Here is a 15225-nt window from a genome sequence, read left to right as displayed (position 1 = left end):
TGACTCAGCGCACGCCTTAAGGTAGAAATTTTGCATGCTAGGAGAAGTGGGCAAGCGCCGCGGGGACCCCCCGTTGGCGCTTTTTCATTTTGCCCTGCCGGGGGGCGGGTGCGGGCAGCATGGGGGCAGGCGAACGATCAGATGAATGGTGAGGTAACAGGTGGGACCGATCCGCCGGCAGATTTGCTGGCGGAAACGGAGGAGTTGTATCGCGCGGTTGCGGGGGAGTTGGCCGTGGCGATGCGGGGGCTGCGTCAGGGCGAAAAGGCCGATGTGAAGGCGGCTGTGCAGTCAGTCAAAGATCTGCGCGCAGCGTTGCAGATGGTGATGGAGGAACGGGGTCGTGTCGAAAAATTGCGCAAGCAAGTTGCCGCAGCCGTGCCAGCAAACGGGCTCGACCTTGCGGCGGCCCGAGATGAGATCGGGCGCCGCTTGGCTTGCCTGCGCGACGCCGCGCGACGTTGATGCGTTTTTGGGCGGGCTGGGCGAAAACGCACTTTTGGCGCTGCCGTGGCTGTTTGAGTTTTGGGCGCTGCCGCATCAACTGCCGCCAGTGGGAAGCTGGAAAAGCTGGGTGATCATGGGTGGGCGAGGTGCGGGCAAGACCCGCGCCGGGGCGGAATGGGTGCGTGCGCAGGTGGAAGGCGCGGGGCCGAAGGATGCCGGGCAGGCGCGGCGTGTGGCGCTGGTGGGGGAGACCTTTGATCAAGTCCGCGAGGTGATGATCTTTGGCGAGAGCGGGATCTTGGCCTGTTCGCCGCCCGACCGCCGCCCGGTGTGGGAGGCCACGCGGCGGCGTTTGGTGTGGGAAAATGGTGCGACCGCGCAGGCTTTTTCGGCGCAAGAGCCCGAGGCGTTGCGCGGGCCGCAATTTGATGCCGCTTGGGTGGATGAACTCGCCAAATGGAAGAAGGCCGAAGAGGTTTGGGACATGCTGCAATTTGCGTTGCGGCTGGGGGCGCATCCGCAGCAGGTGATCACCACGACGCCGCGCAATTTGGGGGTCTTGAAGGCGATCTTGGAGAACCCCTCCACCGTGGTGACCCATGCGCCGACCGAGGCGAACCGGGCCTATTTGGCGCAAAGCTTCTTGGACGAGGTGCAGGCGCGTTATGCGGGCACGCGGCTGGGGCGGCAGGAGTTGGAGGGCGTGTTGCTTGACGATGTGGAGGGCGCGCTTTGGACCACGGCGATGCTGGAGGCGGCGCGGGTTGCGCGGGCGCCGGAATTGGACCGCGTTGTAGTGGCGCTGGACCCGGCGGTGACGGGTGGTGCGGGCGCGGATGAATGCGGGATTGTGGTGGCGGGCGCAGTGATGCGCGGCCCGGTCTCTGAGTGGCGGGCCTATGTTTTGGAGGATGCGAGCGTGCGCGGGCGGCCCACGGATTGGGCGCGCGCGGCGATTGCGGCGATGGAGCGTTGGGGGGCCGAAAAACTGGTGGCGGAGGTCAACCAAGGCGGTGATCTGATTGAAAGCGTGCTTCGCCAGATTGACCCTTTGGTGCCGTTCAAAGCGTTGCGCGCGGCGCGGGGCAAGGCGGCACGGGCGGAGCCTGTCGCGGCGCTATACGAGCAAGGCCGGGTGAAACATTGCCGTGCGGGCGCGCTTGGCACGCTTGAGGACCAGATGTGCCGCATGACGGTGCAAGGCTACACCGGGCGGGGCTCGCCCGACCGGGTGGATGCGCTGGTGTGGGCGATGACCGAGCTCATTTTGACCCCCGCCGCGCATTGGCGCCGCCCGCAGGTGCGCGGGCTTTAGGCGCTTTGCCTTTCATCTTGCCGCAAATATCCCACGGGGGCGCGGGGGTGTGAAACCCCCGCAGCCTTTGCGGAAATGCGGAAATTCATCTCAAAGGCCGGGGTTTGCCCGGCCTTTTTTATGCGGGCCTAAGGGGATGCTGATGGCGTTCAATCTTTTCCAAAAACCGCGCGTGGCGGCGCCGCCGGAGCGCAAAGCCTCTGTCACCGGGCGGATTGTGGCGCTGGCGGCGGGGGCGGGGCGGCCTGTCTGGGGGCCGCGCGATAGCGCCAGCCTGACGCGCGCGGGGTTCACCGCCAATCCGGTGGGGTTTCGCGCGGTGAAGCTGATTGCGGAGGCGGGCGCGGCGGTGCCTTTGATTTGTGCCGATGCGACGCGTCGCTATGAGGTGCATCCGCTGTTGGATTTGATCGCGCGGCCCAACCCGGGCCAAGGGCGGGCGGAATTGTTTGAGGCGCTGCTGGGGCAGATTTTGCTTTCCGGCAATGGCTATGTGGAGGCCGTGGCGCAAGAACCCGGCCTGCCGCGCGAATTGCATGTACTCCGCGCGGATCGCATGCAGGTGGTGCCGGGGCCGGATGGTTGGCCCGTGGCCTATGATTATGCGGTGGGCGGGCGCAAGCATCGCTTTGAAATGACCGGCGCGCCCGATCCGATTTGCCATATCAAAAGCTTCCACCCTTCTGATGACCATTACGGGCTTTCGCCGATGCAGGCGGCGGCGGTGGCGGTCGAGGTGCATAACGCGGCAAGCGGTTGGTCCAAGGCGCTTTTGGACAATGCCGCGCGGCCCTCGGGCGCGATTGTCTATACGGGCGCGGATGGGCAAGGCACGTTTTTGAGCGATGCCGAAAAGCGCCGCCTCTTGGGGTTGCCGCCCGCGCCGGAGGGATAGGGCATGGCGACCGGAGGCTCGCGTTACCTCAAGGAGCCCTTCGCCGCGCATGAGGAGCGGTTGCAGGCGACCGACCGGATTATGGAGCTGCAATTCGCGCATCTGGAGCGGCGGCTGGAGAAGATCGAGGGGCTGATTGAGCGGCTCGAAAAGCGGCTGTGGCTCAGCGTTTACGGCGTGGTGGCGGTGATCGTGACGCAGGCGGTGCTGGGCATTCTCGACACGGCCCCAACGTAAGGAAAACGATATGGATCAGATGGAGAGCGGGCTTTTGGAAACGGGGCTCGAACATAAGTTTTGCCGCGCCGATGGGCCGATGCAGGTGGAGGGCGGCACCCAGATCGAGGGCTATGCGAGCCTTTTTGGCACGCCCGACCAAGGCGGCGATGTGGTGCAGCCCGGCGCTTATGCCCGCGCGCTGGAGCGGCTTGCGGCGCAGGGCGGGCGGGTGAAGATGCTTTGGCAGCATGACCCCGCGCAGCCGATTGGCGTGTGGGACAGCGTCACTGAGGATGCACGCGGCCTTTACGTTAAGGGGCGGCTTTTGCCCGAGGTGGCGCGGGCGCGCGAGGCGGCGGCGCTGGTTGCGGCGGGGGCGATTGACGGGCTGTCGATCGGCTATCGCACCTTGCGCGCGCATCGCAACGAAAAGGGCGCGCGGCTTTTGGCCGAATTGGAGCTTTGGGAAGTGTCGCTTGTGACCTTTCCGATGTTGCGCGCGGCCAAGGTGGCGGCAAAGACCCGCGCGCCCTTGCAAGAGCTGGCGGCGGCGTTGCGCGTGGCCACGGCAGAACTGGCGGCGCGCTAGGCCCGCCAAACCCAAGGAGAGATGGAAATGAGTGATCAGACACGGGCCGGGGCGGGGCTGCCCCCGGGCCCCGATCCGGCATGGGAAATGCAAGCCGCGCTCGCGGGTTTTGTGAAGGAAGTCAAAGGCTTTCACGAGGAACTTCGGGCCAAGGTGCAACAGCAAGAAGAGCGTGTGACGATGCTGCAAACGAAAACTCTCACCGGGCGTCCCGCCCTTGCGCAGGCGGCCAGCGAAGAGGCGCCGCACCTGAAAGCCTTTGGGGCCTATGTGCGCCACGGCGATGACGATGGGCTGCGGGCCTTGGCGCTGGAGGGCAAGGCGCTCAATACCGCTGTTTCCGCCGAGGGGGGCTATTTGGTCGATCCGCAAACGGCGGAGACCATTCGCGGGGTGCTGATGGCGACCGCCTCGATCCGGCAGATTGCGAGCGTGGTGCATGTGGAGGCGAGTTCTTTCGATGTGCTGGTGGATCATTCCGAAATGGGCTCGGGTTGGGCCACGGAAACGGCGAGCCTGACCGAGACGGCGATGCCGCAGATCGACCGGATCACGATCCCGCTGCATGAGCTTTCGGCGCTGCCCAAGGCGAGCCAACGGCTGCTCGATGACAGCGCGTTCGACATTGAAACTTGGCTGGCGAACCGGATTGCCGACAAGTTTGCCCGGGCCGAGGCTTCGGCTTTTATTGCGGGCGATGGGGTCGATAAGCCGACCGGGTTTTTGACCCATCCGAAAGTGGCCAACAGCGGCTGGAGTTGGGGCAGTCTTGGCTACATTGCGACCGGGGCGGATGGCGATTTTGCGGCGGTGAATGCCTCGGATGCTGTGGTCGATTTGGTCTATGCTTTGGGGGCCGAATATCGCGCCCATGCAAGCTTTGTGATGAATTCAAAAACCGCGGGCGCGGTGCGCAAAATGAAAGACGCCGATGGGCGGTTTTTGTGGTCCGACGGTTTGGCGGCGGGCGAGCCTGCGCGGCTGATGGGCTATCCGGTGCTGATTGCCGAAGATATGCCCGATATTGCCTCGGGCACCTATGCGCTGGCCTTTGGCGATTTTGCCAATGGTTACACGATTGCCGAGCGGCCGGAATTGCGGGTGCTGCGCGATCCGTTCTCGGCCAAGCCGCATGTGCTCTTTTACGCCTCCAAACGTGTGGGCGGCGATGTGAGCGATTTTGCGGCGATCAAGCTGTTGAAATTTTCTACCGCCTAAGGGCGGCGCGGGGTCGGGCCTGGCCCGGCCCCCATGTTTGGGTGTGGTGCGGAGGGTGTTTCATGGTGTTGACCGAAGGGGCGCCGGTGGCCGAGGCGGTGCTGCCGGTGGCGGAATTTCGCGATCATTTGCGGCTGGGGCGCGGCTTTGCCGATGTGGGGGCGGAAGATGCGGCGCTGGTGGGCTATTTGCGCGCGGCTTTGGCGGCGATTGAGGGGCGCACGGCGAAAGCCTTGTTGGCGCGGGATTTCACGCTGAGCCTGCCGCGCTGGCGCTGGGGGGATATGCAAACGCTGCCGATTGCGCCGGTTTCTGCTGTGGCAGAGCTGCGGTTGATCGACAGCGCTGGGGCGGAGAGCGTGGCGGACCCGGCCAGTTGGCGGCTGGTGCAGGATATGGCGCGGCCCCGGCTGGTCGCGGTGGGGGCTTTGCTGCCACGCATCCCGACAGATGGCCGCGTTGAGGTGGCCTTCACGGCAGGCTTTGGCCCGGCTTGGGCGGATCTGCCGGTGGACCTTGCGCAAGCGGTCTTTTTGCTGGCCGCGCAATATTTTGAGTTTCGTCATGACAGCGCGGGCGAAGGTGCGGGGATGCCCTTTGGCGTGAGTGCCTTGATTGAGCGCTGGCGCACGGTGCGCGTTTTGGGGGGCGGTGCATGAGCTTGCCCGATTTCAACCGTGAATTGGTGCTGGAGGAGGCGGTGCGCCTGCCCGATGGCGCGGGGGGCTATGCGCTTAGCTGGCAGCCCTTGGGCACGCTTTGGGCGGCGCTGCGGGCGGGCACCGGGGCGGCGCGCGGTGGCGAGGCTGTGACGCTGGCCTCGGTGCCCTACAGGGTCGTGGTGCGGGCCGCGCCTGTGGGCAGCCCGCGCCGCCCAATGCCCGCGCAACGGTTTCGCGATGGTTCCCGTATCTTTGCCATTTTGGCGGTGGCCGATGATGACCCGCAGGGCCGCACGCTGACCTGTTTCGTGCGCGAGGAGGTGGCGGCATGAGCTATGCGATTGCGGCTGCGTTGCAGGCGGCGGTCTATTCGCGGCTCACCGAGGATGCGGCGCTGACCGCGCTGGTGGGCGGGGCGATTTATGATGCGGTGCCGCCCGGTCCGGTGTCGGGGCCCTATGTGAGCCTTGGGCCGGAAAGCGTGCGCGATGCCTCGGACGCGACGGGCGCGGGGGCGGCGCATGATTTCACACTCTCGGTCATTTCCGATGCAGCTGGCTTTGCGGGCCTCAAAGCCGTGGCGGGTGCGGTGTCTGACGCGCTTTTGGGCACCGATCTGGTGCTGGCCCAAGGGCATCTGGTTGGGCTGTGGTTTTTGCGCGCCCGCGCGCGGCGGGTCGAGAAAGCGCAGACCCGGCGCATTGATTTGACCTTTCGCGCCCGCGTGGCGGGCTGAGGTCGTTTTCACCCAAAGGAGAGAAAGATGGCGGCGCAAAATGGCAAGGATCTGTTGATCAAGCTCGATCTGAGCGGGGCGGGGCAGTTTGAAACCATTGCGGGGCTGCGCGCGACGCGGATCAGCTTCAACGCGGAAACGGTGGATGTGACCTCGCTTGAAAGCCAAGGCGGTTGGCGGGAGTTGCTGGCAGGGGCGGGGGTGCGCTCGGCCAGCCTGTCGGGGGCGGGGGTGTTCAAGGATGCGGGCACCGATGAGCGCGCACGGCAGGTGTTTTTTGACGGCGAGAAGCCCGATTTTCAGGTGATTATCCCGGATTTTGGCGTGGTCGAGGGGCCGTTCATGATCACCGCAATTGAATATGCGGGCAGCCATAATGGCGAGGCGCGTTTTGAATTGGCGATGGCCTCGGCGGGCGCGCTGCGGTTCACGGCGCTTTGACATGGCGAACCCTTGGGCTGGTGAGGTGGAGGTGGTTCTGGGCGGCAAGCCGTGGGCGGCAAAGCTGACGCTTGGGGCTTTGGCGGAACTGGAGGCGGAGCTTGGCGAGGCGAGCCTTTTGGATTTGGTCGCGCGGTTTGAAAGCGGGGCGTTTTCGGCGCGCGATGTTTTGGCGCTTTTGGTGGCGGGGTTGCGCGGCGGCGGCTGGGAGGGACGGGCCGAGGATTTGCGCAAGGTGGAGATTGCGGGCGGTCCGTTGGTGGCGGCGCGGCTTGCGGCGCAGTTGCTTGCACGCGCCTTCACCCTGCCTGAGCCGCCGCGTTGAGATGGCAGAGAAGTTGGATTGGCCTGGGCTTTTACGGGCGGGGCTGCAGGGGTTGCGGCTGCGGCCTGCGGAGTTTTGGGCGCTGAGCCCGGCGGAACTGGCCTTGATGCTGGGCGCGAAGGGGCAAGGCGGGGCGCTGAGCCGCGCGGGGTTGGCGGCTTTGGTCAAACGCTGGCCCGATATCCCGGCGAAAGGAGAGCAAAAGGATGGAGATTGAGGGCTTTGAGAGCCTGAGCACCGAGGCGGGGGAGCTGGAACGCGCCTTGGGCGGGGCCGAGGGGATGGCGGCGAGTTTTAGCGGCGAGCTTGCCCGGATGCGCGAAAGCCTGACCTACACCGGGCGTGAGGTGGGCACGCTGTCCCATAGCCTTGGGCGCAGCTTGAAGCGCGCCTTTGATGGTGTGGTTTTTGAGGGGGGGACGCTCTCGGACGCTTTGGGGCAGGTGGCCGAGAGCCTGTCGCGCACGGCCTATGCGGTGGCGATGCGCCCGGTGCAAGAGGCTTTGGGCGGGGCGCTGGCCACTGGGGTGAACGGGCTCTTGGGCGGCGTGTTCCCGTTTGAAAAAGGTGGGGCCTTTAGCGCGGGGCAGGTTTTGCCCTTTGCCAAAGGCGGCGTGGTGAGTGCGGCCACGGCCTTTCCTTTACGGGGCGCCACGGGGCTGATGGGCGAGGCGGGGCCGGAGGCGATTTTGCCGCTGGCGCGTGGCACCGACGGGCGGCTTGGGGTGCAGGCCGGGGGCGGGCGCGCGGTCAATGTGGTGATGCATGTTTCCACGCCCGATGCAGCGGGCTTTGCGCGGTCTTCAAGCCAGATCGCGCAGCAGATCAACCGCGCTTTGGCGCGTGGGCAACGCAATGCGTAAGGGGGCGAGATGGCTTTTCACGAGGTGAGATTTCCCGCCAATTTAAGCTTTGGCTCGGTGGGCGGGCCGGAGCGGCGCACCGAGATTGTGACGCTGGCAAGCGGGTTTGAAGAGCGCAATAGCCCCTGGGCCCATGCGCGGCGGCGCTATGATGCGGGGGTGGGGCTGCGGTCTTTGGATGATGTGGAGCGCTTGATTGCGTTTTTTGAGGCGAGGGGCGGGCAGCTGCACGGCTTTCGCTGGAAGGATTGGGCCGATTACAAAAGCTGCGCCGCTTCGGTGCAGCCGGGCTATGAAGACCAGTTTTTGGGCTTGGGCGATGGGGTGAGCCGCCGGTTTCAGTTGCGCAAGCTTTATAGCTCGGGCGGTGTGGAGTATTGGCGCCCGATCACCAAGCCCGTGGCGGGGACGGTGCTGGCCGGTGTGCAGGGCGACCACCAAGCCGAAGAGGCGCAATTTACGCTGGAGTTGGAAAGCGGCGGGGTGGTGTTTCACACCGCGCCGGGGGCGGGTGCGCGGATCACGGCGGGGTTTGAGTTTGACGTGCCGGTGCGGTTTGACACGGACCGGATCGCGGTTTCTGTGCAGTCGTTCCAAGCGGGGGATGTGCCGCAGGTGCCGGTGGTGGAGCTGCGGGTCTGATGGCGTTTTCAGAGGAATTTCAGGCGCATCTGGCAAGCGGCAATACCACGGTGGCGCGGGCTTGGGCGGTGGTGCGGCGCGATGGGATGGTGTTGGGCTTTACCGACCATGACCAAGGCCTGGCCTTTGAAGGGGTCCGCTTTGCGCCCGAGAGTGGCTTGAGTGCGCGGGCCTTGGTGCAGGGCACGGGGCTGTCGATTGATAATAGCGAAAGTTATGGCGCGCTGCGCTCAGAGGCGATCACCGAGGCCGATCTTTTGGCGGGGCGCTATGACGGGGCGGAGGTGCGGATTTGGCTGGTGAATTGGGCCGATGTTGCGCAGCGCGCTTTGATCTTTCGTGGCCATATTGGCGAGGTTACGCGCGGGGCCGGGGCCTTTGCGGCGGAGTTGCGCGGGCTGACCGAGGCTTTGGGGCAGGAACAGGGGCGGATCTATCATCCGCGCTGTGCTGCCGTGCTGGGCGATGCGCGCTGCGGCTTTGATGTGGGCACCAATGGCTATGCGCTGAGCGCTGCGGTGGCGCAGGTGAACACGGGCGGGTTCGTGGTGGCCGAGGGCGCGGGGTTTGAAGACCGCTGGTTTGAAAAGGGCCGGATGGTGGTGCAATCGGGCGTGGCGGCGGGGCTGGTGGGTCTTGTGAAAACCGATCGGCTTATGGCCGATGGCACGCGGCAGGTGGCGCTGTGGCACGCGTTGGGGGCACCGCTTGCTGTGGGGGATGTGCTTCAGCTTGAGCCGGGCTGTGACAAGCGGGCCGAGACGTGCCGGCTCAAATTCGACAATTTCGCGAATTTCCGGGGCTTTCCGCACATTCCGGGTGAGGATTGGCTGATGTCCTACCCTGTGCCCTCGGGCGCGAATGACGGGGGGAGCCTGTTCAGATGAGCGAGATCGGAGCACGGGCGGTGGCGGAGGCACGGCAGTGGCTTGGCACGCCCTATCTGCATCAGGCGAGTGTGCGGGGCGCGGGGGCGGATTGTCTGGGGCTGTTGCGTGGGGTTTGGCGCGCGCTGTACGGGGGCGAGCCGGAGCCGGTGCCTGCCTATCGCGCGGATTGGTCTGAGCCGAGCGGGCAAGAGGCGTTATGGGCGGCCGCGCAAAGGCATTTGCGGCCCTTGCCGGGGCTTTGGGTGCAAGCGCCCGGAGAGGTGCTCTTGTTTCGGATGCGCGCGGGATCGGTGGCGAAACATTTGGGCATTGTCTCGGCAACTGGGGCGCAGGCGCGGTTTGTGCATGCCTATAGCGGGCATGGGGTGGTGGAAAGCCCGCTCGCGGCGCCTTGGGCGCGGCGGATTGTGGCGCGGTTTGCCTTTCCGGAAAGGGCGTGAGCGATGGCGACATTGGTTTTGGGCGCGGCGGGGGCGGCGCTGGGGGCGGGCTTTGGCGGTTCTGTGCTGGGGCTTTCGGGCGCGGTGATTGGGCGTGCCGTGGGGGCGACGCTGGGGCGGGTGATTGACCAGCGCTTGCTGGGGGCGGGGTCGCAAGCGGTCGAGACGGGTCGGGTGGAGCGGTTGCGGCTGACGAGCGCGAGCGAGGGCGCGCCGGTGGGGCGGCTTTGGGGCCGGATGCGGGTGGCGGGGCAGGTGATTTGGGCAACGCGGTTTTTTGAAACCGCGACGGTGCAGAAATCCGGCAAGGGCAGTCCGCGCAGCACCACGACCGGTTACAGCTATTCGGTGAGTCTTGCGCTGGCACTATGCGAGGGGGAGATTTTGCGCGTCGGCCGGGTTTGGGCCGATGGCAGCGAGATCGCGCGCGATAGCCTGAACCTGCGCATCTATACCGGGGGGGAGGATCAACTGCCCGACCCGAAGATTGCCGCCGTCGAGGGGGCAGAGAGGGCGCCGGCCTATCGGGGCATTGCTTATGTGGTGATCGAGGATCTGGCGCTTGGCCCCTATGGCAACCGGGTGCCGCAATTCACCTTTGAGGTGGTGCGCGCCGCGCAAGGGTCGGCGTTGGGGGATGTGCCGGATTTGACGCGCGGCGTGCAGGCGGTCGCGTTGATCCCGGGCACCGGGGAATATGCGCTGGCGACGGAGCCCGTTTACCTGAGTTCTGGGGCGTCTTTTGTGGATGGTGTGGCACACGAGGTGGCGAACCAAAGCGCGCCGGGGGGCGGGAGTGATTTTAGCCAATCTTTAGAGCGGCTGGGGGAGGAGCTTCCGGCCTGTCAGGCGGTGTCTTTGGTGGTGAGTTGGTTTGGCTCTGACCTGCGCTGTGGGGCGTGCAGGCTGCGCCCCAAGGTAACGGCGGCGGAGCGTGATGGCACCAATATGCCGTGGCGCGTGGCGGGGGAGACGCGCACGACTGCCGCGCTGGTGCCACGCGATGAGGCGGGCAACTCGGTCTATGGCGGCACGCCTGCCGATGCCTCGGTCTTGCAAGCGATTGCGGCGCTGAAGGCGGCGGGGCAGGCGGTGACGTTTTACCCGTTTATTTTGATGGATCAGTTGGCGGGGAACCGTTTGCCCAACCCCTATACGGGCACGCTTGGCCAGCCGGTTTTGCCGTGGCGCGGGAGGATCACGCTGAACGTGGCGCCCGAACGCGATGGCTCGCCCGATGGCAGCGAAGACGCGACGGCGCAGGTGGCGGCGTTTTTTGGCGCGGCGCGGGCGGGTGATTTTGCGGTGACTGGCGGGGAGGTGGTTTATACGGGCCCCGAGGATTGGGGCCTGCGCCGCTTTGTGCTGCATTACGCGCATTTATGCGCCTTGGCGGGCGGGGTAGAGGCGTTTTGCATTGGCTCTGAACTGGTTGCGCTGACGCGGGTGCGGGGGGAGGCAAACAGCTTCCCGGCGGTGGAGCAGCTTATTGCGCTGGCCGCTGAGGTGCGCGCGGTTTTGGGGCCTGATTGCAAGATCAGCTATGCGGCGGATTGGTCGGAATATGCGGGCTATGCGCCGGGCAATGGGGATCGGTTCTTTCAGCTTGATGCGCTGTGGGCGGACGAGAACATCGATTTCATCGGGATCGACAATTACCTGCCGCTGTCGGATTGGCGGGATGGTGAAGAGCATGCCGATGCCGATTGGGGGGCGATTTACAATCTGGATTACTTGCGCGCCAATATCGAAGGCGGGGAGCTTTATGATTGGTATTACGCAGGGGAGGCGCATCGTGCGGCGCAGATCCGCACGCCGATCACCGATGGTGCGCAGGAGGAGCCGTGGATTTGGCGGGCGAAAGACATCCGCAGCTTTTGGGACAAGGCGCATTTTGAGCGGGTGGGGGGTGTAAGGGCTGCGACGCCCACCGCTTGGGTGCCGCGTTCCAAGCCGATTTGGTTCACCGAATTTGGGTGTGCCGCCGTGGATAAGGGCACGAACCAGCCCAATGTGTTTTTGGACCCGAAAAGTTCGGAAAGTGCGGTGCCTTACTTTTCGGATGGGCGGCGGGATGAGTTGATCCAGATGCAATATCTGCGCGCGATCTTGGGCTATTGGGGGGATGCCGCGCGCAACCCGGTGTCAGAGCTTTATGGCGGGCCGATGGTGGATATGGCGCGCGCCCATGTTTGGGCGTGGGATGCGCGGCCTTGGCCGCAGTTTCCGGCGCGCAGTGATTTGTGGGCGGATGGGGAGAACTACGCGCGCGGGCATTGGATTTCGGGGCGGGCCGTTTCTCAGCCTTTGGCGGCGGTGGTGGGGGAGATTTGCGCCACAGCCGGGATCGAGGCCGTAGATGTGGCCAAGCTTTACGGGCTGGTGCGCGGTTTCACGATGGGAGAGGGCGAGACCGGGCGTGCGGGGCTGCAAGCGCTGATGCTGGGCTATGGGGCGGAAGCGGTGGAGCGCGATGGCCAGTTGGTGTTTGCGATGCGCGATGGCAAGAGCGTTGCGACATTGACCCCTGATCATTTGGCGCTGGGCGAGAGTGATACCAGCGTGGAAACCATCCGCGCGGCACAGGCGGAAATCGCGGGGCGGGTACGGCTGGCCTATGTGGAGGCCGATGGTGATTTTGAGGCCCGCGCGGTGGAGGCAATTTTCCCTGATGAAGCGGGCGGCGCGGCCACGGGCTCTGAATTGCCGCTCGCGCTGACGCGGGCGGAGGCGCAGGGGCTGGCGCAGCGGTGGCTGTCTGAGGCGCGAGTGGCGCGTGATACGGCGCGGTTTGCCTTGCCGCTGTCGCTGGCACATCTGGGGCCGGGGGATGTGGTGACGCTCGATCTGCCCGAAGGGGCGCGGCGCTATCGGCTGGATCGGGTGGAACGCGCGGGGGCGCTGGAGGTGGAGGCGGTGCGGGTGGAGCCAAGCGTTTACACCCCCGGCGATGAGGCGGAGGAGGGGGCCGTGCTGTCCCCCTTTGCCGCGCCGGTGCCGGTGGGGGCGGTGTTTCTGGACCTGCCTTTGATGCGCGGGGATGAAGACCCGATCGCCCCGCATTTGGCCGTGTCTGCGGTACCTTGGCCCGGTGCTGTGGCGGTTTATGCCGCGCAAGAGGATGCGGGCTACACGCTCAACACCACGCTTTCGGCCCGCGCGGTGTTGGGGCAGAGCGTTTCGCCGCTGCATCGCGCCGCGCCGGGGCTTTGGGATCGGGGCGCGCCTTTGCGGGTGAAGTTGGCGACGGGGGCACTCGAAAATGCTGCGCTGGAAGGCGTGCTCAATGGTGCGAACCTGATGGCGATTGGCGATGGTACGTCTGACAATTGGGAGTTGTTGCAATTTGCCGAGGCCGTGCCGGTGGCCGAAGGCGTGTGGGAGATTTCGCAGCGCTTACGTGGGCAGTTGGGCACCGATGCGCTGATGCCCGAGGTCTGGCCCGAGGGGAGCGTTGTGGTGCTGCTGGATGGAGCGCCGGAACAGATTAGCCTTGCGCCCTCGGTCCGGGGTTTGGCGCGGCACTACCGGATTGGATCGGCTGCGCGGCCCTATGATGACCCGTCTTACACCCACCGAGTGGAGGCCTTTGCGGGCGCTGGGCTGCGGCCCCTCAGCCCGTGCCATTTACGTGCTGAGGCGACGGCCGCGGGCTGGGGCTTCACTTGGGTGCGCCGCACCCGCGTCGATGGCGATAGCTGGGCGGGCTATGAGGTGCCCTTGGGCGAGGCGCAGGAGTTGTATTTGCTGCGCGTGGTGCACGATGGGGCGATCAAGCGGGAGGTGACCTTGGGGGAGGCCGCTTGGACCTATCCGAGCGCGCTTCAGGTAGCGGATGGGGTTGCGGGCGCGTTTGCGGTTTCGGTCGCGCAAATTTCGGACAGTTTCGGGCCGGGGCTGGCGGCGCAGATCACCGTGGGCGGGTGATGCGCGCGATTTTGATCGATGATCTGATGGCTGCGGCGCGGGCCGTGGTACTGGTGGCGTCCGCGCGACAAAGCGAGACTTTGGCGCGCTGGTTGGAGCAGGCGCATGCCGCGGATTTATATCGTAAGCGCTTGGGAAAGCTGCATCCCGCTTGGGGCAACGGCGCGCTGGGCGGGCGGGCGCGATGTGAGCCGCTTTACCATCCGCGCTATCAGGACGGGTGGCGGCTTGAAGCGCTTGGTATGGTGCTTGCTGCAATACAGCTATGGCGTCGGCGGGGGTTTAACCTGCCGCGCCCTTCCCCTATCTGGGGCGAGACCTATGTGATAGGATCGTCCGAAGCGAAGGAGCCGCCTATGGCCAAGACCCATGCCAAAGTTGCCGCCGTTGACCCGGTTTGGACGCAGATCTGTGAAGAGGCAGAGGATGCGGTGCGCAATGAACCGCTGTTGGGCGCGCTGATCCATGCTGGGCTGTTGCACCATCCCAGCTTTGAGCGCGCCTTGGCGTTTCGGTTTTCGCTCAAGCTTGCCTCGGGTGAGATGAGCGAGCAGATTTTGCGCGAGATCGCCGATGAGGCCTATAGCTCTGACCCAACGCTGGGGCAGGCGGCGCGGGCGGATTTGGTCGCCGTGTATGACCGAGACCCGGCCTGCCATCGCTTCATCCAGCCGATCTTGTTCTTCAAGGGCTATCAGGCGCTGCAAAGCTACCGGATTGCGCATTGGCTGTGGCGTTCGGGGCGCACGGATATGGCGTTTTTCGTGCAGATGCGTACCTCGGAAATGTTTGGGGTGGATATTCACCCCGCCGCGCGGATTGGGCGGGGCGTGATGATTGACCATGCCCATTCGATTGTGATCGGGGAAACCGCCGTTGTGGGCGATGATGTCTCAATGCTGCATTCGGTGACTTTGGGCGGCACGGGTAAGGAAGACCAAGACCGCCACCCGAAAATTGGCAATGGCGTGCTGATTGGCGCGGGTGCGAAGGTGCTGGGCAATATTCGCGTGGGCGACAATTCGCGGATCGCGGCGGGCTCGGTGGTGCTGGCCGATGTGCCGTGCTGCAAGACTGTGGCGGGCGTGCCTGCGAAGATCGTGGGCGAGGCGGGCTGCGAGCATCCGTCGGTTGAGATGGACCAACGTCTGCGCGGCTGCGATTGCGAGGGATAAGGGCGGTCGCCCCGGCGGGGCCGGGGCGAGGTGCTTAGGGTTTTGAAGGCAGGGTAGGGTGTTTAGCCCTTAAGCTGGTCATAGGCTTCAAGCGCCTTGAGCCCATACATGAGCGACGGGCCGCCGCCCATCAGCACCGAGACATTGACGGTTTCTTCGACCTCTTCGCGGGTGGCGCCTGCGGCGATGCAGGCTTGGGCATGCAGCCCGATGCAATATGAGCATTGCCGGGCGATGCCGATGGCGAGCGAGATCAGTTCTTTTTGCTTGGTGGAAAGCGCGCCTTCGGCCAGCGCTTCGTGATGTAAGATGCCAAAGCCCTTTTGCGAGGCGGGTTGTTTGGCGTTGTAGTCGGCCATCTCGGCGCGGATGGTGTCGAGCTCGTTATGCCAGTCCATGATCTGTCCTTTGCATGTCAGAACCGGGGTTTTCCCCCGCCTT

18 protein-coding genes and 1 pseudogene are annotated in these 15225 nt (G+C 65.2%); 18 read left to right on the top strand and 1 reads right to left on the bottom strand.

The genetic code is table 11. From position 1 onward, the window contains the following. Positions 1-108: 108 nt before the first annotated feature. The 18 genes and pseudogenes from CRO18_RS05240 to cysE all read left to right on the top strand — a co-directional run bounded on the left by CRO18_RS05240 (position 109) and on the right by cysE (position 14784). A complete protein-coding gene (locus CRO18_RS05240) occupies positions 109-465 on the top strand; it encodes a hypothetical protein (RefSeq protein WP_249275993.1) in 357 nt (118 codons plus the stop codon). Continuing rightward, on the top strand, positions 416-1762 hold the full coding sequence (locus tag CRO18_RS05235) for a DNA-packaging protein (protein WP_097081308.1): 1347 nt from the start codon (positions 416-418) through the stop codon (positions 1760-1762). Before CRO18_RS05240 ends, CRO18_RS05235 begins: the two co-directional genes overlap by 50 nt. A 142-nt stretch (positions 1763-1904) precedes the next feature. Further along, positions 1905-2621, top strand: a pseudogene (locus CRO18_RS05230) (phage portal protein); the annotation flags it as partial. A 39-nt stretch (positions 2622-2660) separates the two neighbouring features. Beyond that, positions 2661-2894: a hypothetical protein gene (locus CRO18_RS05225; protein WP_097081307.1), complete on the top strand. Its 234-nt coding sequence runs from the start codon at positions 2661-2663 to the stop codon at positions 2892-2894. A gap of 10 nt (positions 2895-2904) precedes the next feature. After that, positions 2905-3465, top strand: a complete 561-nt coding sequence (locus CRO18_RS05220; protein WP_394341442.1) for an HK97 family phage prohead protease — start codon at positions 2905-2907, stop codon at positions 3463-3465. A 27-nt stretch (positions 3466-3492) separates the two neighbouring features. Next, a complete protein-coding gene (locus tag CRO18_RS05215; protein ID WP_097081559.1) occupies positions 3493-4683 on the top strand; it encodes a phage major capsid protein in 1191 nt (396 codons plus the stop codon). Positions 4684-4745: 62 nt separating this feature from the next. Then, positions 4746-5342, top strand: a complete 597-nt coding sequence (locus CRO18_RS05210; protein ID WP_097081306.1) for a hypothetical protein — start codon at positions 4746-4748, stop codon at positions 5340-5342. Next, positions 5339-5677, top strand: coding sequence for a head-tail adaptor protein (locus tag CRO18_RS05205; protein WP_097081305.1), 339 nt, complete (start codon positions 5339-5341; stop codon positions 5675-5677). The genes CRO18_RS05210 and CRO18_RS05205 overlap by 4 nt, the downstream gene beginning before the upstream one ends. Next, on the top strand, positions 5674-6081 hold the full coding sequence (locus CRO18_RS05200; protein ID WP_097081304.1) for a DUF3168 domain-containing protein: 408 nt from the start codon (positions 5674-5676) through the stop codon (positions 6079-6081). The genes CRO18_RS05205 and CRO18_RS05200 overlap by 4 nt, the downstream gene beginning before the upstream one ends. A gap of 27 nt (positions 6082-6108) precedes the next feature. Next, on the top strand, positions 6109-6522 hold the full coding sequence (locus tag CRO18_RS05195; RefSeq protein ID WP_097081303.1) for a phage major tail protein, TP901-1 family: 414 nt from the start codon (positions 6109-6111) through the stop codon (positions 6520-6522). A 1-nt stretch (position 6523) separates the two neighbouring features. Further along, the gene (locus CRO18_RS05190) at positions 6524-6847 is read left to right on the top strand and encodes a gene transfer agent family protein (RefSeq protein ID WP_097081302.1); all 324 of its coding nucleotides are present in this window, start codon (positions 6524-6526) and stop codon (positions 6845-6847) included. Position 6848: 1 nt separating this feature from the next. After that, positions 6849-7064, top strand: a complete 216-nt coding sequence (locus CRO18_RS05185; RefSeq protein WP_097081301.1) for a rcc01693 family protein — start codon at positions 6849-6851, stop codon at positions 7062-7064. Beyond that, a complete protein-coding gene (locus CRO18_RS05180) occupies positions 7060-7710 on the top strand; it encodes a phage tail tape measure protein (protein ID WP_394341443.1) in 651 nt (216 codons plus the stop codon). Before CRO18_RS05185 ends, CRO18_RS05180 begins: the two co-directional genes overlap by 5 nt. 9 nt (positions 7711-7719) lie before the next feature. Next, a complete protein-coding gene (locus CRO18_RS05175; protein WP_097081299.1) occupies positions 7720-8352 on the top strand; it encodes a DUF2460 domain-containing protein in 633 nt (210 codons plus the stop codon). After that, positions 8352-9239, top strand: a complete 888-nt coding sequence (locus CRO18_RS05170) for a DUF2163 domain-containing protein (RefSeq protein ID WP_097081298.1) — start codon at positions 8352-8354, stop codon at positions 9237-9239. Before CRO18_RS05175 ends, CRO18_RS05170 begins: the two co-directional genes overlap by 1 nt. Continuing rightward, a complete protein-coding gene (locus CRO18_RS05165; protein WP_097081297.1) occupies positions 9236-9682 on the top strand; it encodes a peptidase in 447 nt (148 codons plus the stop codon). The genes CRO18_RS05170 and CRO18_RS05165 overlap by 4 nt, the downstream gene beginning before the upstream one ends. 3 nt (positions 9683-9685) lie before the next feature. Beyond that, positions 9686-13609, top strand: a complete 3924-nt coding sequence (locus CRO18_RS05160) for a glycoside hydrolase TIM-barrel-like domain-containing protein (RefSeq protein ID WP_097081296.1) — start codon at positions 9686-9688, stop codon at positions 13607-13609. Between the two features lie 356 nt (positions 13610-13965). Next, entirely contained in the window at positions 13966-14784 is an 819-nt protein-coding gene (gene cysE / locus CRO18_RS05155; protein ID WP_076483583.1) for a serine O-acetyltransferase, read from the top strand. Positions 14785-14846: 62 nt separating this feature from the next. Here the strand turns inward: cysE and CRO18_RS05150 are convergent, their stop codons facing one another. Continuing rightward, positions 14847-15182, bottom strand: a complete 336-nt coding sequence (locus tag CRO18_RS05150; RefSeq protein WP_076483344.1) for a carboxymuconolactone decarboxylase family protein — start codon at positions 15180-15182, stop codon at positions 14847-14849. Positions 15183-15225: the final 43 nt, after the last annotated feature.

This window comes from Rhodobacter sp. JA431 (assembly GCF_900217725.1).
GTDB classification, from domain to species: Bacteria; Pseudomonadota; Alphaproteobacteria; order Rhodobacterales; family Rhodobacteraceae; genus Rhodobacter; species Rhodobacter aestuarii.
The sequence above is the reverse complement of the archived record's forward strand: the minus strand, read 5'-3'. Positions and strand labels throughout refer to the sequence as shown.